The sequence below is a fragment of the Streptomyces sp. NPDC046985 genome (assembly GCF_040644415.1).
Lineage (GTDB): Bacteria > Actinomycetota > Actinomycetes > Streptomycetales > Streptomycetaceae > Streptomyces.
Map to the genome: position 1 here is coordinate 171,687 of NZ_JBEYWK010000002.1, position 19,914 is coordinate 191,600.

A 19,914-nucleotide genomic window follows, 5' to 3' on the forward strand; every position below is an offset into this window, starting at 1 on the left:
CACGGGATGAACTTGTGATCGCCCTCTCCCTCGCCGAGATCGCAGAAGTCGTCGGCGGGCAGACGCACGACATACCGGATCCGTCCGTCCAGGTCACCGGACCCGTCGTCCGGGACTCCCGGGAGGCGGGGCCCGGCAGCCTCTTCGCCGCCTTCGTCGGGGAGCGGGCCGACGGCCACGACTACGCCGCGGCCGTCGTCGAGGCGGGCGCCGTCGCCGTGCTGGCGTCCCGGCCCGTCGGCGTGCCCGCGATCGTCGTCGAGGACGTCCCGAGCGCCCTCGGCGCCCTCGCCCGGCACGTCGTGCGCCGGCTCGGCGCGACCCTCGTCGGCCTCACCGGCTCCGCCGGCAAGACCAGCACCAAGGACCTGATCGCCCAGGTGCTGCGGCGCGCGGCGCCCACCGTCTTCACGCCGGGCTCCCTCAACAACGAGATCGGGCTGCCGCTGACCGCGCTCAGCGCCACCGAGGAGACCCGTTTCCTGGTGCTGGAGATGGGCGCGCGCGGCATCGGCCACATCCGCTACCTCACCGAGCTGACCCCGCCGAAGGTCGGCCTGGTGCTCAACGTGGGCACCGCGCACATCGGCGAGTTCGGCGGCCGGGAGCAGATCGCCCAGGCGAAGGGCGAGTTGGTGGAGAGCCTGCCCCCCGCCGAGGAGGGCGGCGTCGCGGTCCTCAACGCCGACGACCCCTTGGTACGGGCCATGGCCTCCCGTACGAAGGCGAAGGTGACCCTTTTCGGAGAGTCCGGCGAAGCGGACGTACGCGCCGAGAACGTGAGACTCACGGACACCGGGCAGCCCGCCTTCCTGCTTCGCACACCCTCCGGTGCAGCCGAAGTGACCATGCGCCTGTACGGTGAGCACCACGTGTCGAACGCGCTCGCCGCGGCCGCCGTCGCCCATGAGCTGGGCATGCCCGTAGCTGAGATCGCTGTCGCGCTCTCCGAGGCGGGCTCCCTCTCCCGCTGGCGGATGGAGGTCACCGAGCGCCCGGACGGCGTCACCGTCGTCAACGACGCCTACAACGCCAACCCCGAGTCCATGCGGGCCGCTTTGCGCGCGCTCGCGGCGATGGGCAGGGGGCGGCGGACCTGGGCGGTGCTCGGCAAGATGGCCGAGCTGGGGGACGAGGCGCTCGCCGAGCACGACGCGGTCGGGCGGCTCGCCGTCCGGCTCAACGTCAGCAAGCTCGTCGCGGTCGGGGGCAGGGAAGCGTCCTGGCTGCAACTGGGCGCTTACAACGAGGGTTCGTGGGGTGAGGAGTCGGTGCACGTGTCCGACGCACAGGCGGCGATCGACCTGTTGCGCAGCGAGTTGCGCCCAGGAGACGTCGTCCTCGTGAAGGCGTCCCGTTCGGTCGGTCTGGAGGGCGTCGCCCAGGCGCTCCTGGAGACCGGGACCGAGGGCGAGGTCGCCGCCCGATGATGAACCAGATCCTGTTCTCGGGAGTCATCGGCCTCTTCCTGACCTTGATCGGCACCCCGCTGCTGATCAAGCTGCTGGCCCGCAAGGGATACGGCCAGTACATCCGGGACGACGGCCCCCGAGAGCACGCCAGCAAGCGCGGCACGCCCACCATGGGCGGCATCGCCTTCATCCTGGCCACGGTCGTCGCCTACTTCCTGAGCAAGGTGATCACGGGCAAGCCCCCCACCTACTCCGGGCTGCTGGTCCTCGGCCTGATGTGCGGGATGGGCCTGGTCGGCTTCCTCGACGACTACATCAAGATCGTCAAGCGGCGCTCGCTGGGTCTGCGGGCGAAGGCGAAGATGGCCGGCCAGCTCATCGTCGGCATCAGCTTCGCGGTGCTGTCGCTGATGTTCTCCGACAGCCGCGGCAACACCCCGGCGTCCACCAAGCTGTCGTTCATCACCGACTTCGGCTGGTCGATCGGCCCGGTGCTGTTCGTCGTCTGGGCGCTGTTCATGATCTTGGCGATGTCCAACGGCGTGAACCTGACCGACGGCCTGGACGGCCTGGCCACCGGCGCCTCCGTCCTCGTCTTCGGCGCCTACACGTTCATCGGCGTCTGGCAGTGGCAGGAGTCCTGCGCCAACGCGGCGACCCTGACCCAGCCGTCCGCCTGCTACGAGGTGCGCGACCCGCTCGACCTCGCCGTCATCGCCTCCGCGCTGATGGGCGCCTGCCTGGGCTTCCTGTGGTGGAACACCTCGCCGGCGAAGATCTTCATGGGCGACACCGGCTCGCTCGCCCTCGGCGGCGTCCTGACCGGTCTGGCCATCCTCTCCCGCACGGAGCTGCTGGTGGCCATCATGGGCGGCCTGTTCGTCCTCATCACCATGTCGGTCGTCATCCAGGTCGGCTCCTTCCGGCTCACCGGCAGGCGGGTCTTCCGGATGGCGCCGCTCCAGCACCACTTCGAACTCAAGGGCTGGTCCGAGGTCCTGGTCGTGGTCCGCTTCTGGATCATCCAGGGCATCTGCGTGATCGTCGGACTGGGCCTCTTCTACGCGGGATGGGCAGCCAACAAGTGACCGACTGGCAGGGGAAGCACGTCACCGTCGCCGGACTCGGGGTCTCCGGGATCCCGGCGGCCAGGGTGCTGCACGGCCTGGGCGCACAGGTCACCGTCGTCAACGACGGCGACGACGAGCGCTCCCGGGCGCAGGCGGCCGAGCTGGCGGCCCTGGGCGTCACCGTGCGCCTCGGCGACGGAGACACCCTGCCCGAGGGCGCCGAGCTGATCGTCACCGCGCCCGGCTGGAAGCCGGACAAGCCGCTCTTCCAGGCCGCCGCCGAGGCCGGCGTCCCGGTCTGGGGCGACGTGGAACTCGCCTGGCGGCTGCGCGGTCTGGACGGCAGGAAGCCGGCCCCCTGGCTCGCCGTCACCGGCACCAACGGCAAGACCACCACCGTGCGGATGCTCGCCTCCATCCTGAAGGCGGCGGGCCTGCGCACGGCGGCGGTCGGCAACATCGGCGTCTCCCTGCTGGACGCCGTCCTCGGCGAGAGCGAGTACGACGTCCTGGCCGTCGAACTCTCCAGCTACCAGCTCCACTGGTCGCCCTCCCTGCGCGCGGACTCCGCCGCGGTGCTCAACCTCGCCCCGGACCACCTGGACTGGCACGGCTCCATGGCGGCCTACGCCGCCGACAAGGGCCGCGTCTACGAGGGCAACCGCGTCGCCTGCGTCTACAACGCCGCCGACCCGGCCACCGAGGACCTGGTGCGCCAGGCCGACGTCGAGGAGGGGTGCCGGGCGGTCGGCTTCACCCTCGGCGCCCCCGGCCCCTCCCAACTCGGCGTCGTCGAGGGCCTCCTGGTCGACCGGGCCTTCGTCGAGAACCGGCAGACGAACGCCCAGGAACTGGCCGAGGTCGCCGACGTCCGCCCGCCCGCCCCGCACAACATCGCCAACGCGCTCGCCGCGGCGGCCCTCGCCCGCTCCTTCGGCGTGCCCGCCGCCGCCGTCCGGGAGGGCCTGCGGGCCTTCACCCCGGACGCCCACCGCATCGCGCACGTCGCCGACGTGGACGGCGTGGCCTACGTGGACGACTCCAAGGCCACCAACACGCACGCCACGGAAGCCTCGTTGGCGTCGTATGACCCGATCGTATGGATCGCGGGCGGACTCGCGAAGGGCGCGACCTTCGACGACCTCGTCGCGGGCTCGGCGAAGCGGCTGCGCGGCGCCGTCCTCCTCGGCGCCGACCGCGCCCTGATCCGCGACGCCCTCGCGCGACACGCCCCGGAAGTCCCCGTCGTCGACCTCGACCGGACCGACACTGGGGCGATGCTCCAGGCCGTCCAGGAGGCGCGGCGGCTCGCCCGGCCCGGCGACACGGTACTGCTGGCCCCGGCCTGCGCATCGATGGACATGTTCGCTGACTACAACCAGCGCGGCGACGCGTTCGCGGAGGCCGTCCGCGAACTCGGCGACCGCTGACCCCGGCCGCCCCCGCCGCCGGGCGACCTCGGGAGGGACGCGTGGGACCCGCGAGCCGGATCAGAGGGATGCGGCCGACGTACAGCGGAGGCCGAGATGCCCGGTAGCTCTCCCAGCCGCACCGGCCGCCCGCCCGTTCAGCGGGCCGCCGGACGGCCCGCCCCCGGCGGCGTCCCGCGCCAGAACCCCGCACGGCAGCTCCTCGACCGCGCCCGCAAGGCGTGGGACCGCCCGCTCACCGCCTACTACCTGATCCTCGGCGGCGGCTCGCTGATCACCGTGCTGGGCCTGGTGATGGTCTACTCGGCCTCCCAGGTCACCGCGCTCCAGATGGCGCTGCCCGGTTCGTACTTCTTCCGCAAACAGCTCCTGGCGGCCGCGATCGGCGCTGTCCTGCTGCTCGCCGCCGCGCGCATGCCGGTCAGACTGCACCGGGCGCTGGCCTATCCGATCCTGGCGGGCGCGGTCTTCCTGATGGCGCTGGTGCAGGTGCCGGGGATAGGGATGTCGGTCAACGGCAACCAGAACTGGATCTCGCTGGGCGGCTCCTTCCAGATCCAGCCCAGCGAGATCGGCAAGCTGGCGCTGGTGCTGTGGGGCGCCGACCTGATCGCGCGCAAGCAGGAGCGGCGGCTGCTGACCCAGTGGAAGCACATGCTGGTGCCGCTGGTGCCGGTCGCCTTCATGCTGCTCGGACTGATCATGCTAGGCGGCGACATGGGCACCGCGATCATCCTCACCGCCATCCTCTTCGGCCTGCTGTGGCTGGCGGGCGCCCCCACCCGGCTCTTCGTCGGCGTGCTGTCGGTCGCCGCGCTGATCGGCCTGATCCTGATCAAGACCAGCCCCAACCGCCTGGGCCGGTTCGCCTGCGTCGGCTCCTCCGACGCCTCCAAGTGCTGGCAGGCGGTGCACGGCATCTACGCGCTGGCCTCCGGCGGCCTCTTCGGCTCCGGCCTCGGCGCGAGTGTGGAGAAATGGGGACAACTGCCCGAAGCCCACACGGACTTCATCTTCGCCGTCACCGGTGAGGAACTGGGCCTGGCGGGGACGCTGTCGGTGCTCGCCCTGTTCGCGGCTCTAGGCTATGCGGGCATCCGCGTGGCCGGACGCACGGAGGACCCCTTCGTGAGGTACGCCGCGGGAGGCGTGACCACCTGGATCATCGCGCAGGCGGTGATCAACATCGGTGCGGTGCTCGGCCTGCTGCCGATCGCCGGCGTCCCGCTCCCGCTGTTCTCCTACGGCGGGTCCGCCCTGCTGCCGACGATGTTCGCCATCGGGCTGCTGATCGCCTTCGCGCGAGACGAGCCCGGTGCGCGGGCGGCGCTTGCCATGCGGCAGCCTCGCTTTGGCAGAAAGCGGGCAGGAGGCTCCACGGCCGGCCGGGCTTCCGGCCGGAAACCCGTGCGGGGCGCCGACCGGAAGCCCGGCGGCGGCGCCGGACGGGAGCCCGGCGCACGCTCCGGCCGCGGATCCGTCCGGGGATCCGGGGCAGGATCGGGTCGGGGATCCGGTCAGGAGCCTCGGAGATGGAACACGATGCGACGGCGCGCCTCGGCGGCGCGTCCGTCCGGAGAGCGGTGAATTTCGGTGCATGTCGTACTCGCCGGCGGAGGTACCGCGGGCCACATCGAGCCCGCGCTCGCCCTCGCGGACGCCCTGCGCAGGCAGGACCCGACCGTGGGGATCACGGCCCTGGGCACGGAGCGCGGTCTGGAGACCCGGCTGGTGCCCGAGCGGGGCTACGAGCTGGCGCTGATCCCGGCGGTGCCGCTGCCGCGCAAGCCCACTCCCGAACTGATCACCGTGCCGGGCCGGCTGCGCGGCACCATCAAGGCGGCCGAGCAGATCCTGGAGCGCACCAAGGCGGACGCCGTGGCCGGCTTCGGCGGCTACGTCGCCCTGCCCGCCTACCTGGCCGCCAAGCGGCTCGGCGTGCCCATCGTGATCCACGAGGCCAACGCCCGCCCCGGCCTGGCCAACAAGATCGGCTCGCGCTACGCGGCCCAGGTGGCCGTCTCCACCCCCGACAGCAAGCTCCGCGGCGCCCGCTACATCGGCATCCCGCTGCGCCGGGCCATCGCCACCCTGGACCGCGCGGCCGTACGCCCCGCGGCGCGCGCGGCGTTCGGGCTCGACCCCCACCTGCCCACCCTGCTGGTCTCCGGCGGCTCCCAGGGCGCCCGGCGGCTCAACGAGGTGGTCCAGCAGGTCGCCCCGTGGCTCCAGCAGGCAGGCATCCAGATCCTGCACGCGGTCGGCCCGAAGAACGAACTGCCGCAAGTGCAGCAGATGCCGGGCATGCCCCCCTACATCCCGGTAAGTTATCTGGACCGGATGGACCTCGCGTACGCCGCGGCAGACATGATGCTCTGCCGCGCGGGCGCGATGACCGTCGCCGAACTCACCGCCGTCGGACTCCCGGCCGCCTACGTCCCGCTGCCCATCGGCAACGGCGAACAGCGGCTGAACGCCCAGCCGGTGGTGAAGGCCGGCGGCGGCCTCCTGGTCGACGACGCGGAACTCACCCCCGAGTGGCTCCAGCACAACCTCCTTCCCGTGCTGGCCGATCCGCACCGGCTGTACCAGATGTCCCGCGCCGCGGCCGAGTTCGGCCGCCGGGACGCCGACGACCTGCTCGTCGGCATGGTGCGCGAGGCCATCGCCTCGCACCGCTAGGACCATGTGAGCGAAGGGGCTTGAAGCGTGGCCGGACCGACGACCGCCGAACGCGGCGACCGCTGGCGGGAGTCGTCCGGCCCGCCCCCGATCCGCAGGCTCCGGCGGCCCCGCCCGCGCACCGTCGCGGTCGGGGCGCTGGCCGCCGCCCTCCTCGGCGGCGGCGCCCTGTGGCTCCTGTACGGCTCCGCGTGGACCCGCGTGGAGCGCGTGACCGTGTCCGGCACACGGGTGTTGACGCCCGCCCAGGTGCGCGCCGCCGCTGCGGTCCCGACGGGCGATCCGCTCGCCTCGGTGGACACCGGCGCCGTCGCCGCCCGGCTGCGCCGCCGCCTGTCCCGCGTCGACTCGGTCGACGTGGAGCGCTCCTGGCCGCACGGCATCGCGCTGAAGGTGGTCGAGCGCACCGCGGTCATGGTGGAGGACAGGGGCGGGAAGTTCGTCGAAGTGGACGCCGAGGGCGTCCGGTTCGCCACCGTCGCCCAGGCGCCGACGGGCGCTCCCGTCCTGCGGCTGTCCCTCTCCCGCACCGGCTCGGCGGCGGCCAGCGCGCGGCGCTTCGACGAGGCCGCGCTGGTGCGCGAGGCGGTGGCCGTCGCCGGGCGCCTCCCGAGGGCCGTCGCGGGCCAGACCCGCACCGTGAACGTCCGTACCTACGACGACATCTCGCTGGAGCTGACCGGCGGCCGCACGGTGAACTGGGGCAGCGGCGAGGACGGCGCCGGGAAGGCCCGCGCGCTCACGGCCCTGCTGAAAGCGGCCCCGCGCGCACGGCACTTCGACGTGAGCGCCCCCACCGCCCCCGCGTCATCCACGAGTTGACGCACATCTGACCAGGCCAGCACCCTGGCTGGGCACCGCTATGCCTGATCACATAGGGTGAAAAGAAAAACGGGAGGTTCGGCGTGTTCGTTGAACGGGCGCCACGTGTCGACTTAGTGTCCTGTTCAGAAGACTTCACGGAACAGGCACACTGGTAACCCTAAACTTCAACGTTAGGGTTCGGGTCGGCATTACGGACCGTCCCATTCGGCATCAGTCGGCGGATCGCGGGCAAACGCGAGACGGCGACACGTAACTCGAGGCGAGAGGCCTTCGACGTGGCAGCACCGCAGAACTACCTCGCAGTCATCAAAGTCATCGGTGTCGGCGGCGGTGGTGTCAATGCCATCAACCGGATGATCGAGGTCGGTCTCAAGGGCGTCGAGTTCATCGCCATCAACACCGACGCGCAGGCGCTGTTGATGAGCGACGCCGACGTCAAGCTCGACGTCGGCCGCGAACTCACCCGCGGACTCGGCGCCGGAGCCAACCCGGCCGTCGGCCGCAAGGCCGCCGAGGACCACCGCGAGGAGATCGAGGAGGTCCTCAAGGGGGCCGACATGGTCTTCGTGACGGCCGGCGAAGGCGGCGGCACCGGCACCGGCGGCGCGCCCGTCGTGGCCAACATCGCCCGCTCGCTCGGCGCCCTCACCATCGGCGTGGTCACCCGCCCGTTCACCTTCGAAGGGCGCCGCCGCGCCAACCAGGCCGAGGACGGCATCGCCGAGCTGCGCGAAGAGGTCGACACCCTCATCGTCATCCCCAACGACCGGCTGCTGTCCATCTCGGACCGCCAGGTCAGCGTGCTCGACGCGTTCAAGTCCGCGGACCAGGTGCTGCTCTCCGGCGTGCAGGGCATCACCGACCTGATCACCACCCCCGGCCTGATCAACCTCGACTTCGCCGACGTCAAGTCGGTCATGTCCGAGGCCGGTTCGGCCCTCATGGGCATCGGCTCGGCCCGCGGCGACGACCGCGCGGTGGCCGCCGCCGAGATGGCGATCTCCTCGCCGCTGCTCGAAGCCTCCATCGACGGCGCCCGCGGAGTGCTGCTGTCCATCTCCGGCGGCTCCGACCTCGGCCTGTTCGAGATCAACGAGGCCGCCCAACTGGTCAGCGAGGCCGCCCACCCCGAGGCGAACATCATCTTCGGCGCGGTCATCGACGACGCCCTCGGCGACGAGGTCCGGGTCACCGTCATCGCGGCCGGATTCGACGGCGGCCAGCCGCCGGCCCGCCGGGACAACGTCCTGGGCTCGGCCTCCGCCGCGCCCCGCCGCGAGGAGTCCGCGCCGGCCCGCCAGTCCGAGAGCCGCCCGACCTTCGGCTCGCTCGGCAGCGTGACGCCGAAGGAGGAGCCCGAGCCCCAGGCCCCCGAGCCGGTGAGCGAACCCGCCGCGCCGGTCCCGCCCGCCCCGCGGACCTACTCGGACAGCGCGGCCGAGGAACTGGACGTACCGGACTTCTTGAAGTGATAGGGCAGCGCGACACCGTGAGCGGCGCGCACTTCGCCTTCACCGACCGGTGGGGCGGGGTGAGCGCCGTTCCGTACGAGGAGCTGAACCTCGGCGGCGCGGTCGGCGACGACCCCGGCGCCGTGGCCGCCAACCGCGAACGGGCCGCCCGGTCCCTCGGACTCGATCCGGGCCAGGTGGTCTGGATGAACCAGGTGCACGGCGCGGACGCGGCGGTCGTCGACGGGCCGTGGGACGCCGCGTCCGGCGTCCCCGCCGTCGACGCGGTGGTCACCCGCCGGCGCGGGCTCGCGCTCGCCGTGCTCACCGCCGACTGCACCCCGGTGCTGCTCGCCGACCCCGTCGCGGGGATCGCGGCGGCGGCGCACGCCGGACGGCCCGGCATGATGGCCGGGGTGGTCCCGGCCGCCGTCCGCGCGATGACCGGACTCGGCGCCGACCCCGCCCGGATCGTCGCCCGCACCGGCCCCGCCGTGTGCGGCCGCTGCTACGAGGTGCCGGAGGCGATGCGCGCGGAAGCGGCCGCGGCCGAACCGGCGGCGTACGCCGAGACGAGCTGGGGCACGCCGGCCGTCGACGTGAGCGCCGCGGTGCACGCGCAGTTGGAGCGCCTCGGCGTGCGCGACCGGGAGCAGTCGCCGGTGTGCACGCGGGAGTCGAAGGACTGCTTCTCCTACCGCCGCGACCGCACCACCGGCCGGCTCGCCGGCTATGTCTGGCTGGACTGATCGGACATGACGGACCGCAGAGCGGAGATCGCCGCGAACCTGGCGACGGTGGAGGAGCGCATCGCCGCCGCGTGCGCGGCGGCGGGCCGTCCGCGCGAGGAGGTGACCCTGATCGTGGTCACCAAGACCCACCCGGCGGCGGACGTGCGGATCCTGTCGGAACTCGGGGTCCGCCAGGTCGCGGAGAACCGCGACCAGGAGGCGGCGGCCAAGGCCGCTAGGTGCGCGGATCTGCCGCTCGCCTGGCATTTCGTCGGGCAGCTCCAGACCAACAAGGCGCGATCCGTTCTTGAATACGCCGACGTCGTGCAGTCCGTCGACCGCGCCCGGCTGGTCGCCGCGCTCTCCCAGGAGGCGGTGCGCGCGGAGCGCGAGTTGGGCTGCCTCATCCAGGTCGCCTTGGACGCGGGGGAGAGCGGCCGGGGGGAGCGGGGCGGCGTGGCGCCGGGCGGAGTCGCGGAGTTGGCCGACCTGGTCGCCGCCGCCGACGGGCTCAGGCTGGACGGTCTGATGACCGTCGCCCCGCTCGCCGGGGAGTACGCCGGCCGTCAACGGGCGGCCTTCGAACGTCTCATGGATTTGTCGACGGACCTGCGCGGGACCCATCCGGCTGCCACCATGGTCTCGGCAGGCATGAGTGCGGACCTGGAGCAGGCCGTGGCCGCCGGGGCGACACATGTGCGCGTCGGCACCTCGGTACTCGGAGTCCGCCCCAGGCTCCGGTAACGTCGCCAAGAAGTCGGACCACAGCAGAAAATATGGTCAACACCGCCGAAGCAGGCGCAACGACCTCGTGGATCGCGGGGACTTGGCGGTCGTCAGCCGATCCACCACAGAGCGGAGGACTCAGAGCATGGCCGGCGCGATGCGCAAGATGGCGGTCTACCTCGGCCTCGTGGAGGACGATGGGTACGACGGCCGGGGCTTCGACCCCGACGACGAGTTCGAGCCCGAACTGGACCCGGAGCCGGAGCGTGACCGGCGACGGCACGAGCCGTCGCACCTGCCGCACGGGGCACATCAGGCGCAAAGGGAAGAACCGGTACGCATGGTGCAGCCTCCGGCACCACGGGAACCTGTGTCCCATTCCGCTTCGCTTCCGGCGGAATCGGGACGTCCGGCGCGGATCGCGCCCGTGGCGTCCATCACACAAGAACGCGCCAGCCTGGAGAAGAACGCACCGGTGATCATGCCCAAGGTCGTGTCCGAACGTGAGCCGTACCGGATCACCACGCTGCACCCCCGGACCTACAACGAGGCCCGTACCATCGGGGAACACTTCCGTGAGGGCACTCCGGTGATCATGAATCTGACGGAGATGGACGACACGGACGCGAAGCGACTTGTCGACTTCGCGGCCGGGCTGGTGTTCGGCCTGCACGGCAGCATCGAGCGGGTGACGCAGAAGGTGTTTCTGTTGTCGCCTGCTAACGTCGATGTCACGGCTGAGGACAAGGCCCGCATCGCAGAGGGCGGGTTCTTCAACCAGAGCTGAGACGCGTCATCGGAAGACCGCCAGGGAACAGGGGAGAGGGAAGCACCGATCATGGGCGTGGCCATGGAGGTTCTCTACATCGCGCTGATGGTGTTCCTCATCGTGCTGATCTTCCGGCTGGTCATGGACTACGTGTTCCAGTTCGCCCGCTCGTGGCAGCCCGGCAAGGCGATGGTGGTCGTTCTGGAGGCCACTTACACTGTCACCGATCCACCGCTGAAGCTTCTGCGGCGGTTCATCCCGCCGCTGCGTCTCGGGGGCGTGGCGCTCGACCTGTCCTTCTTCGTTCTGATGATCATCGTTTACGTGTTGATCGCCATTGTGGGAAACCTGGCGACGTGACAGTGGACGACACGGTCTTGCCGACTGCCGATGACTACTGAGGTGAAGAGATGCCGTTGACCCCCGAGGACGTGCGGAACAAGCAGTTCACGACCGTCCGCCTCCGAGAAGGCTATGACGAGGACGAGGTCGATGCCTTCCTCGACGAGGTCGAGGCCGAGCTGACACGTCTCCTGCGCGAGAACGAGGACCTGCGCGCCAAGCTGGCCGCGGCCACCCGTGCGGCCGCCCAGAACCAGCAGAACATGCGCAAGCCCCCGGAGCCGCAGGACCAGCAGCATCAGCAGGGCATGCCTCCGCAGGGCATGCGCGGTCCGGGCGCCCCGGTGCCCGCCGGGATATCGGGCCCGCCGCAGCAGCAGATGGGCGGCCCCATGGGCGGCCCGCCTCAGTTGCCGAGCGGCGCCCCGCAGCTTCCCGCAGGCCCCGGCGGTCAGGGCCCGCAGGGCCAGGGTCCGATGGGTCCGGGCCCGATGGGTCAGGGTCCGATGCAGGGTATGGGTCAGGGTCCGATGGGTCAGGGTCCCGGTCCGATGGGTCAGGGTCCGATGGGTCAGGGTCCGATGCAGGGTATGGGTCAGGGCCCGATGCAGGGTCAGATGGGCCCGGGTCCGATGGGCCCCGGTCACATGGGCGGTCCCGGCCCGATGGGTCAGGGCCCCGGCGGCGACAGCGCCGCCCGGGTGCTGTCGCTGGCCCAGCAGACCGCCGACCAGGCGATCGCCGAGGCCCGGTCCGAGGCCAACAAGATCGTCGGTGAGGCGCGTTCGCGTGCCGAGGGTCTGGAGCGCGACGCCCGCGCCAAGGCGGACGCCTTGGAGCGGGACGCCCAGGAGAAGCACCGCGTCGCGATGGGCTCCCTGGAGTCCGCCCGCGCCACGCTGGAGCGCAAGGTCGAGGACCTGCGCGGCTTCGAGCGCGAGTACCGCACGCGGCTGAAGTCCTACCTGGAGTCCCAGCTCCGTCAGCTCGAGACGCAGTCGGACGACTCGCTAGCCCCGCCGCGCGCCCCCGCGGCCGCGTCGCTGCCGCCGTCCCCGGCGCCCTCCATGGCCCCGGCCGGCGCCAGCGCCCCGTCCTACGGCGGCGGCAACCCGGCGATGGGCGGCGGCCCGTCCCCGGCCGGTCCGTCCTACGGCGGCCAGCAGCAGATGTCCCCGGCGATGACCCAGCCGATGGCGCCGGTCCGTCCGCAGGGCCCGTCCCCGATGGGACAGGCGCCGTCGCCGATGCGCGGTTTCCTGATCGACGAGGACGACAACTGACGGCCGCCTAGAGCGGTCCCCCGCAGAAGCAGTCGGCAGTCTGCGCGAACGGCCCCCGGAGGTTCTCCTCCGGGGGCCGTTCGTTTCGTCCGGGACCGGGAGGCGCGACACGGCGCGGGCACGCGGGGCGCGGCGCCGCGCGACGGAGCCGCGCGGGCGGTCTCGGTCACCCGAATGGCGGTGGCGCGGGACGGCGGCGGGGCGGGCGTCTCTTCGGACGCGCGCCCCGCCCCGCCGGGGTCAGACCTTGCGCAGGCGGAACGTCAGCGACAGGCCCTCGTCGGTGAACGTCTCGCCGTAGCCGCCGTCCGCCTCGCCCTGGGCGAAGTCCGTCGCCAGCACCTCCTCGGCGATCAGCCCCGCGTGCGCGGACAGCGCGGCGATGACCGCCGGGTCCGTGGAGGTCCAGCGCAGCGCGATGCGGTCCGCGACGTCCAGGCCGCTGTTCTTGCGGGCCTCCTGGATCAGCCGGATCGCGTCCCGGGCCAGGCCCGCGCGGCGCAGCTCCTCCGTGATCTCCAGGTCCAGCGCCACCGTCGCGCCCGCGTCGGAGGCCACCGACCAGCCCTCGCGCGGGGTCTCCGTGATGATCACCTCGTCCGGCGCCAGCGCGATCGTCTCGCCGTCGACCTCCACCGACGCCGTGCCCTCGCGCAGCGCCAGCGACAGCGCCGCCGCGTCGGCGCCGGCGACCGCCTTCGCCACCTCCTGCACGCGCTTGCCGAACCGCTTGCCCAGCGCGCGGAAGTTGGCCTTGGCGGTGGTGTCCACCAGCGAGCCGCCGACCTCGCTGAGCGAGGCCAGCGCCTCCACGTTCAGCTCCTCCGTGATCTGCGCGTGCAGCTCGCGGTCCAGGGAGTCGAAGCCCGCGGCCGCGATCAGCGCCCGCCGCAGCGGCTGGCGGGTCTTGACGCCCGACTCCGCGCGGGTGGCCCGGCCCAGCTCCACCAGCCGCCGCACCAGCGCCGTCTGCCGGGACAGCTCCGGGTCGACCGCGGACAGGTCGGCCTCCGGCCAGCTCGCCAGGTGCACCGACTCCGGGGCGCCCGGGGTGACCGGCACGACCAGGTCCTGCCAGACCCGTTCGGCGATGAACGGGGTGATCGGCGCCATCAGCTTCGTGACCGTCTCCAGGACCTCGTGCAGCGTGCGCAGCGCGGCCTTGTCGCCCTGCCAGAAGCGGCGGCGCGAGCGGCGGACGTACCAGTTGGACAGGTCGTCCACGAACGCGGACAGCAGCTTGCCGGCGCGCTGCGTGTCGTACGCCTCCAGCGCCTGCGTGACCTGGTCGGTCAGCGCGTGCAGCTCGCTGAGCAGCCAGCGGTCCAGGACGGGGCGGTCGGCCGGCGCCGGGTCGGCGTCGCCGGGGGCCCAGCCGGAGGTGCGGGCGTACAGGGCCTGGAAGGCCACCGTGTTCCAGTAGGTCAGCAGCGTCTTGCGCACCACCTCCTGGATGGTGCCGTGGCCGACCCGGCGGGCCGCCCACGGAGAGCCGCCGGCCGCCATGAACCAGCGCACCGCGTCCGCGCCGTGCTGGTCCATCAGCGGGATGGGCTGGAGGATGTTGCCCAGGTGCTTGGACATCTTGCGGCCGTCCTCGGCCAGGATGTGGCCCAGGCACACCACGTTCTCGTAGGCGGACTGGTCGAAGACCAGGGTGCCGACGGCCATCAGGGTGTAGAACCAGCCGCGGGTCTGGTCGATGGCCTCGGAGATGAACTGGGCCGGGTACCGGCTCTCGAACAGCTCCTTGTTCTTGTACGGGTAGCCCCACTGGGCGAACGGCATCGAACCGGAGTCGTACCAGGCGTCGATGACCTCCGGCACGCGGGCGGCGGTCTTCCCGCACTGCGGGCAGGGGAAGACGACGTCGTCGATGAACGGGCGGTGCGGGTCGAGGCCCGACTGGTCCGCGCCGGTCAGCTCGGTCAGCTCCGCGCGGGAGCCCACGCAGGTCAGGTGGTCGTCCTCGCAGCGCCAGATGGGCAGCGGGGTGCCCCAGTAGCGGTTGCGGGACAGCGCCCAGTCGACGTTGTTGTTCAGCCAGTCGCCGAACCGGCCGTGCTTGACGGTGTCCGGGAACCAGTCGGTCTTCTCGTTCTCCTCCAGCAGCCGGTCCTTGACCGCGGTGGTGCGGATGTACCAGGAGGGCTGGGCGTAGTAGAGCAGCGCGGTGTGGCAGCGCCAGCAGTGCGGGTAGCTGTGCTCGTACGGCAGGTGCCGGAAGAGCAGGCCGCGCTCGTCGAGGTCGGCGGTGAGCCGTTCGTCCGCCTTCTTGAAGAAGACGCCGCCGACCAGCGGGAGGCCGTCCTCGAAGGCGCCGTCCGGGCGCACCGGGTTGACCACCGGCAGGCCGTAGGCGCGGCAGACCTTGAGGTCGTCCTCGCCGAAGGCGGGGGACTGGTGGACCAGACCCGTGCCGTCCTCGGTGGTGACGTACTCGGCGTTCACCACGAAGTGCGCCGGCTCGGGGAACTCGACCAGCTCGAAGGGGCGCTGGTAGGTCCAGCGCTCCATCTCGGCGCCGGTGAAGGTCTCGCCGGTGGTCTCCCATCCCTCGCCGAGCGCCTTGCCGAGCAGCGGCTCGGCGACGACCAGCTTCTCCCGGCCGTCGGTGGCGACGACGTAGGCGACGTCCGGGTTCACGGCGACGGCGGTGTTCGAGACCAGGGTCCACGGGGTCGTCGTCCACACCAGCAGCGCGGCCTGTCCGGCCAGCGGGCCGGAGGTCAGCGGGAAGCGGACGTAGACGGACGGGTCGACGACCGTCTCGTAGCCCTGCGCCAGCTCGTGGTCGGACAGACCGGTGCCGCAGCGCGGGCACCAGGGGGCGACGCGGTGGTCCTGGACCAGCAGGCCCTTGCCGAAGATCTCCTTCAGCGACCACCAGACCGACTCGATGTACTCGGGGTCCATCGTCACGTAGGCGTCGTCGAGGTCGACCCAGTAGCCCATACGGGTGGTCAGCTCGGCGAAGGCGTCGGTGTGGCGCAGCACGGACGCGCGGCACCTGTCGTTGAACTCGGCGACGCCGTACGCCTCGATGTCCTTCTTGCCGCTGAAGCCCAGCTCCTTCTCCACCGCCAGCTCCACCGGGAGGCCGTGGCAGTCCCAGCCGGCCTTGCGGCCCACGTGGTAGCCGCGCATGGTGCGGAAGCGGGGGAAGACGTCCTTGAAGACGCGGGCCTCGATGTGGTGGGCGCCCGGCATGCCGTTGGCGGTGGGCGGCCCCTCGTAGAACACCCATTCGGGGCGGCCCGCGGACTGCTCCAGGCTCTTGGCGAAGATCTTCTGCTCGCGCCAGAAGTCGAGCACCGCGTGCTCGAGCGCGGGCAGGTCGACCTGGGCGGGCACCTGGCGGTACTGCGGCTGCGTATTCAAGGAGCTTCCTCCGGCGGACGTTCTGCCTTCCGTCGGAGGGACGAGAGCCTTCGTGCTGCCTACGCCGTGCGGCGCGCTCCCGCGGTACCACCCTCCTTGGCTCCCCGGCGCGTCCAGCGCTCCGGCGAGCCCCCTCATTGGGGTCGCGATGCCGGCTCTACTGGCCCCCGCTCGCACGGGTGCGTTCTTCCGGCGGCTCCGGGGTGATCTTCACGCCGCGCCGGCCCCCGGGCTCACACCGTCCCCGGGTCGCTCTGGGCTGCGTACGCCGCTACTCGTCCCCATCCACGCTTCTCGCTGCGCCCAGTGTACGGCGCGCGGGGGCGCGGGCCGACCCGGTTTCCCGCGGGCGGGACGCCCCGAATGGAGCGGCGCCCCGTTTCCGGCCCCGGCCGCGCGTGGCGGACCGGATTACACGGCGGTGAGCTGGGCACAACGGATGCATGCCGGCCGAGCGGCACGCGCGCGGGGGACGCATCGGGCGGCGTGCCCCGTTGCCGCGGGACTCAAGTCGATTTATCGTCCCAGCACGATTCGCGAGCATGGTCACACTATGTGAAGGGGCCGCGGGCATGGTGGCGAAGAAGACCGCCGAGCAGTCGGCGTCCGGCAGGTCCCGGACCTCGGGCGCCGGGACCTCGGCCGTCGTGTCGTCGGCGCAGGGGACCTCGGCTGCCGGGTCGGCACACCGAACCCCCGCTGCCGGGTCGTCGGCGCCGGACGGCGCCCGGCGGCCGAAGCGGGCGGCCGCGAAGACGGCGGGCAGGAAGGCCGGGGAGAAGCCGGTGGGCGCGAAGGCGGCCGATGCCGAGGCCGCTGGTGCGAAGGCCGCTGGTTCCAAGGGCAAGGCCACCAAGAGCACGGCCGCGAAGAGCGCGACCGCGAAGGCCGCGGACGCACACAGCACGACCGCGAAAGCCGCGGACGCACACAGCGCGACCGCGAAAGCCGCGGACGCACAAGGCACGACCGCGAAGAGCGCGGGCGCCAAGCGCGTCGGCGCCGAGAGCACGGGCAAGAAGGCGGGCGCGGCGCGGGCCGCGAAGCAGACGGGAGCCACGACGGTGGTCGCTAAGAAGACTTCTGGCAGGGCTGCCGCGGCCGAGACCGCGGTCCCCAAGGCACGTCCCGCCGCGGCGGCGGAGCCGGGCCCCCTCGCGGTGCGCCCGGGTGAGGACCCCTGGACGCCGCAGGAGGTCGACCAGGCCCGTGCGGAGCTGCAGTCCGAGGAGCAGCGGCTGCGCGCCGAGATCAGCTCGTCCGAGCAGTCCCTGGTGGGCCTGATGCGCGACTCCGGCGACGGAGCGGGCGACGACGAGGCCGACACCGGCACCAAGAACATCACGCGCGAGCACGAGCTGGCGCTCGCCGCCAACGCCCGGGAGATGCTCGTGCAGACCGGGCGCGCGCTGGACCGGCTGGACGCGGGCACCTACGGCCTGTGCGAGAACTGCGGCAATCCCATCGGAAAGGCCCGTATGCAGGCGTTTCCGCGCGCCACCCTGTGCGTGGAGTGCAAGCAGAAGCAGGAACGCCGGTACTGATCCGGGCGCCGGGCGTGCCGTACGCTCGTCCTCAGTCAGCACCTAGGTCGAGGGACTCACGTGGCAGAGGCGGAGCGCATCATCGGTACGCCGGACACCCCGGACGCGGCGGGGCCGGGACAGCAGCGGCCCGGCGGCCCGGACGGCGCCGGAGCGGACGGCACGGCCGCGCCGCAGGGCACGGCGGGCGCCGCCGGCGAGGCGGCCGAGCGGCCCCGGGGCCGGCGCCGGGTCGCCGTGCTGTTCTCGGTCGCGGCGTGCGCGTACGCCCTCGACCTGGTCAGCAAGCTGATCGTGGTCGCCAAGCTGGAGCACCACGCGCCGGTGCGCCTCCTCGGGGACTGGCTCCAGCTAGACGCGATCCGCAACGCGGGCGCCGCCTTCAGCTTCGGCGAGGCCTACACGGTGATCTTCACGGTGATCGCCGCCGCGGTGATCGTCGTGATCGCCCGGCTCGCCCGCAAGCTCTACAGCCTGCCCTGGGCCATCGCGCTCGGCCTGCTGCTGGGCGGCGCGCTGGGCAACCTCACCGACCGGATCTTCCGCACGCCCGGCGTGTTCGAGGGCGCGGTGGTCGACTTCATCGCCCCCAAGCACTTCGCGGTCTTCAACCTCGCGGACTCCGCGATCGTGTGCGGCGGCATCCTGATCGTGCTGCTGTCCTTCCGCGGCCTGGACCCGGACGGCGCCGTCCACAAGGACTGAGGCGGCCGGCGGGGGCGGGGCCCGCGGGTGCGGGACCGCTTCACCCGTCCGGCATACTCGACGGGTGAGCACGATTCCCGAGATCCGTACCCTGCCCGTGCCGGACGGCCTGGAGGGCGAGCGCGTGGACGCCGCCATCTCCCGCATGTTCGGCTTCTCCCGGACGAAGGCGGCCGAGCTGACCGCCGCGGGCAAGGTGCTGGTCGACGGCACGGTGGTCGGCAAGTCCGAGCGGGTGCGCGGCGGGGCCTGGCTGGAGGTCGAGATGCCGCAGGCGCCCGCGCCCGTGCGGATCGTCGCCGAGCCGGTCGAGGGCATGGAGATCGTGCACGACGACGACGACGTGGTCGTGATCGTCAAGCCGGTGGGCGTGGCGGCGCACCCCAGCCCCGGCTGGAGCGGCCCGACCGTCATCGGCGGCCTCGCCGCCGCCGGCTACCGCATCTCCACCTCCGGCGCCGCCGAGCGCCAGGGCATCGTGCACCGCCTCGACGTGGGCACCTCGGGCCTGATGGCAGTCGCCAAGTCCGAGCACGCGTACACCTCGCTCAAGCGCCAGTTCAAGGAGCGCACGGTCGACAAGCGCTACCACGCCCTGGTCCAGGGCCACCCCGACCCCACCAGCGGCACCATCGACGCGCCCATCGGACGCCACCCGAACCACGACTACAAGTGGGCGGTCACCGCCGAGGGCAAGCCGTCCGTCACGCACTACGACCTGATCGAGGCGTTCCGCGCGGCCTCCCTGCTGGACGTCAAGCTGGAGACCGGCCGCACCCACCAGATCCGCGTGCACATGGCCGCCCACCGCCACCCCTGCGTCGGCGACCTGACCTACGGCGCCGACCCCACCCTCGCCCAGCGGCTGAAGCTCGGCCGCCAGTGGCTGCACGCGGTCCGGCTGGGCTTCGAGCACCCCGGCGACGGCCGGTGGGCGGAGTTCGCCAGCGACTACCCCGAGGACCTTCAGAAGGCCCTCGACCAGGTCCGCGAGGAGACCTACGCGTGAGCCGCACCGCCCCGTCGTACCAGGTGCGCGTCGCGGAGGACCCCGCGGACCGCGAGGCGTGCTTCGCGGTGCGCAGGGAGGTCTTCGTCGTCGAGCAGGGCGTCGCCGAGGAGATCGAGTACGACGCCCTCGACGCCTGCGCCGTGCACGTGCTCGCCGTGCGCGAGGACGGCACGCCGCTCGGCGCCGGGCGGCTGCTGCACGGCGAGCCGGCCGCCGGGCGCACCGGCGGCGACGGGAGCGTCGGCGCCCTCGGGCGGCTCGCCGTCACCCGGCGGGCCCGCGGACTGGGCGTCGGCGTGGCCCTCGTGCGCGCCCTTGAGGACGCGGCCCGCGCCCGCGGCCTCGCGGCGATGGACCTGCACGCCCAGACGCACGCGCTCGGCTTCTACGCGCGGCTGGGCTACGAGGCGTACGGGCCCGAGTTCCCGGACGCCGGGATCCCGCACCGGGCGATGCGGCGCGCGCTCTAGCGCCGTGACCGGACGGCGCACCGGCTCGCGGCGCCCCTGGCGCCCGGCCTCAAGAGGCCGCTGAGCAGGGGGGCATGGCAG

17 protein-coding genes are annotated in these 19,914 nt (G+C 72.4%); 16 read left to right on the plus strand and 1 reads right to left on the minus strand.

Going from position 1 to position 19,914, the window contains the following annotated elements; all coding sequences use genetic code 11:
• The first annotated feature begins 14 nt into the window (after nucleotides 1-14).
• The 12 genes from murF to ABZ861_RS03410 all read left to right on the plus strand — a co-directional run bounded on the left by murF (nucleotide 15) and on the right by ABZ861_RS03410 (nucleotide 12,721).
• The gene (gene murF / locus ABZ861_RS03355) at nucleotides 15-1,430 is read left to right on the plus strand and encodes a UDP-N-acetylmuramoyl-tripeptide--D-alanyl-D-alanine ligase (protein ID WP_361622864.1); all 1,416 of its coding nucleotides are present in this window, start codon (nucleotides 15-17) and stop codon (nucleotides 1,428-1,430) included.
• Nucleotides 1,427-2,500, plus strand: coding sequence for a phospho-N-acetylmuramoyl-pentapeptide-transferase (gene mraY, locus ABZ861_RS03360; protein WP_361622867.1), 1,074 nt, complete (start codon nucleotides 1,427-1,429; stop codon nucleotides 2,498-2,500). The genes murF and mraY overlap by 4 nt, the downstream gene beginning before the upstream one ends.
• Entirely contained in the window at nucleotides 2,482-3,912 is a 1,431-nt protein-coding gene (gene murD, locus ABZ861_RS03365) for a UDP-N-acetylmuramoyl-L-alanine--D-glutamate ligase (RefSeq protein ID WP_361622870.1), read from the plus strand. The genes mraY and murD overlap by 19 nt, the downstream gene beginning before the upstream one ends.
• 96 nt (nucleotides 3,913-4,008) lie before the next feature.
• Nucleotides 4,009-5,499: a putative lipid II flippase FtsW gene (gene ftsW, locus ABZ861_RS03370; RefSeq protein ID WP_361622873.1), complete on the plus strand. Its 1,491-nt coding sequence runs from the start codon at nucleotides 4,009-4,011 to the stop codon at nucleotides 5,497-5,499.
• A gap of 6 nt (nucleotides 5,500-5,505) precedes the next feature.
• Nucleotides 5,506-6,594, plus strand: a complete 1,089-nt coding sequence (gene murG / locus ABZ861_RS03375) for an undecaprenyldiphospho-muramoylpentapeptide beta-N-acetylglucosaminyltransferase (RefSeq protein ID WP_361622876.1) — start codon at nucleotides 5,506-5,508, stop codon at nucleotides 6,592-6,594.
• 27 nt (nucleotides 6,595-6,621) lie between these two features.
• Nucleotides 6,622-7,416 (plus strand): FtsQ-type POTRA domain-containing protein, encoded by a 795-nt coding sequence (locus ABZ861_RS03380; RefSeq protein WP_361622879.1) that lies wholly within the window; start codon nucleotides 6,622-6,624, stop codon nucleotides 7,414-7,416.
• Nucleotides 7,417-7,694: 278 nt separating this feature from the next.
• Entirely contained in the window at nucleotides 7,695-8,891 is a 1,197-nt protein-coding gene (gene ftsZ, locus ABZ861_RS03385) for a cell division protein FtsZ (RefSeq protein ID WP_361622882.1), read from the plus strand.
• Nucleotides 8,888-9,619 (plus strand): peptidoglycan editing factor PgeF, encoded by a 732-nt coding sequence (gene pgeF / locus ABZ861_RS03390; protein WP_361622885.1) that lies wholly within the window; start codon nucleotides 8,888-8,890, stop codon nucleotides 9,617-9,619. Before ftsZ ends, pgeF begins: the two co-directional genes overlap by 4 nt.
• 6 nt (nucleotides 9,620-9,625) lie before the next feature.
• Complete coding sequence (locus ABZ861_RS03395) at nucleotides 9,626-10,345, plus strand: YggS family pyridoxal phosphate-dependent enzyme (RefSeq protein WP_361622888.1); 720 nt, start codon at nucleotides 9,626-9,628, stop codon at nucleotides 10,343-10,345.
• 127 nt (nucleotides 10,346-10,472) lie between these two features.
• Nucleotides 10,473-11,114 carry a cell division protein SepF gene (gene sepF, locus ABZ861_RS03400; RefSeq protein ID WP_361622891.1) on the plus strand — a complete coding sequence of 214 codons (642 nt, stop codon included), beginning with the start codon at nucleotides 10,473-10,475 and terminating at the stop codon, nucleotides 11,112-11,114.
• Between the two features lie 51 nt (nucleotides 11,115-11,165).
• Nucleotides 11,166-11,456: a YggT family protein gene (locus ABZ861_RS03405; RefSeq protein ID WP_030167740.1), complete on the plus strand. Its 291-nt coding sequence runs from the start codon at nucleotides 11,166-11,168 to the stop codon at nucleotides 11,454-11,456.
• Between the two features lie 50 nt (nucleotides 11,457-11,506).
• Nucleotides 11,507-12,721, plus strand: a complete 1,215-nt coding sequence (locus tag ABZ861_RS03410) for a DivIVA domain-containing protein (RefSeq protein ID WP_361622894.1) — start codon at nucleotides 11,507-11,509, stop codon at nucleotides 12,719-12,721.
• A 240-nt stretch (nucleotides 12,722-12,961) separates the two neighbouring features.
• Here ABZ861_RS03410 and ileS read toward each other — a convergent pair whose 3' ends face one another.
• Nucleotides 12,962-16,102, minus strand: a complete 3,141-nt coding sequence (ileS, locus tag ABZ861_RS03415; protein ID WP_361622897.1) for an isoleucine--tRNA ligase — start codon at nucleotides 16,100-16,102, stop codon at nucleotides 12,962-12,964.
• Nucleotides 16,103-16,674: 572 nt separating this feature from the next.
• Here ileS and ABZ861_RS03420 point away from each other — a divergent pair.
• The 4 genes from ABZ861_RS03420 to ABZ861_RS03435 all read left to right on the plus strand — a co-directional run bounded on the left by ABZ861_RS03420 (nucleotide 16,675) and on the right by ABZ861_RS03435 (nucleotide 19,833).
• Nucleotides 16,675-17,646, plus strand: a complete 972-nt coding sequence (locus tag ABZ861_RS03420; protein ID WP_361622900.1) for a TraR/DksA C4-type zinc finger protein — start codon at nucleotides 16,675-16,677, stop codon at nucleotides 17,644-17,646.
• 60 nt (nucleotides 17,647-17,706) lie between these two features.
• Nucleotides 17,707-18,351 carry a signal peptidase II gene (gene lspA, locus ABZ861_RS03425; protein WP_361622903.1) on the plus strand — a complete coding sequence of 215 codons (645 nt, stop codon included), beginning with the start codon at nucleotides 17,707-17,709 and terminating at the stop codon, nucleotides 18,349-18,351.
• Nucleotides 18,352-18,415: 64 nt separating this feature from the next.
• Nucleotides 18,416-19,360 carry an RluA family pseudouridine synthase gene (locus tag ABZ861_RS03430; protein ID WP_361622906.1) on the plus strand — a complete coding sequence of 315 codons (945 nt, stop codon included), beginning with the start codon at nucleotides 18,416-18,418 and terminating at the stop codon, nucleotides 19,358-19,360.
• Nucleotides 19,357-19,833: a GNAT family N-acetyltransferase gene (locus ABZ861_RS03435; RefSeq protein ID WP_361622909.1), complete on the plus strand. Its 477-nt coding sequence runs from the start codon at nucleotides 19,357-19,359 to the stop codon at nucleotides 19,831-19,833. The genes ABZ861_RS03430 and ABZ861_RS03435 overlap by 4 nt, the downstream gene beginning before the upstream one ends.
• Nucleotides 19,834-19,914 lie beyond the last annotated feature (81 nt).

What these genes read in the sequence shown, in the direction of transcription:
- mraY (WP_361622867.1), top strand. Translation starts at nt 1,427, where the DNA reads ATGATGAACCAGATCCTGTTCTCGGGAGTCATCGGCCTCTTCCTGACC.
- murD (WP_361622870.1), top strand. Translation starts at nt 2,482, where the DNA reads ATGGGCAGCCAACAAGTGACCGACTGGCAGGGGAAGCACGTCACCGTC.
- ftsW (WP_361622873.1), top strand. Translation starts at nt 4,009, where the DNA reads ATGCCCGGTAGCTCTCCCAGCCGCACCGGCCGCCCGCCCGTTCAGCGG.
- ABZ861_RS03395 (WP_361622888.1), top strand. Translation starts at nt 9,626, where the DNA reads ATGACGGACCGCAGAGCGGAGATCGCCGCGAACCTGGCGACGGTGGAG.
- sepF (WP_361622891.1), top strand. Translation starts at nt 10,473, where the DNA reads ATGGCCGGCGCGATGCGCAAGATGGCGGTCTACCTCGGCCTCGTGGAG.
- ABZ861_RS03405 (WP_030167740.1), top strand. Translation starts at nt 11,166, where the DNA reads ATGGGCGTGGCCATGGAGGTTCTCTACATCGCGCTGATGGTGTTCCTC.
- ABZ861_RS03410 (WP_361622894.1), top strand. Translation starts at nt 11,507, where the DNA reads ATGCCGTTGACCCCCGAGGACGTGCGGAACAAGCAGTTCACGACCGTC.
- ABZ861_RS03420 (WP_361622900.1), top strand. Translation starts at nt 16,675, where the DNA reads ATGGTGGCGAAGAAGACCGCCGAGCAGTCGGCGTCCGGCAGGTCCCGG.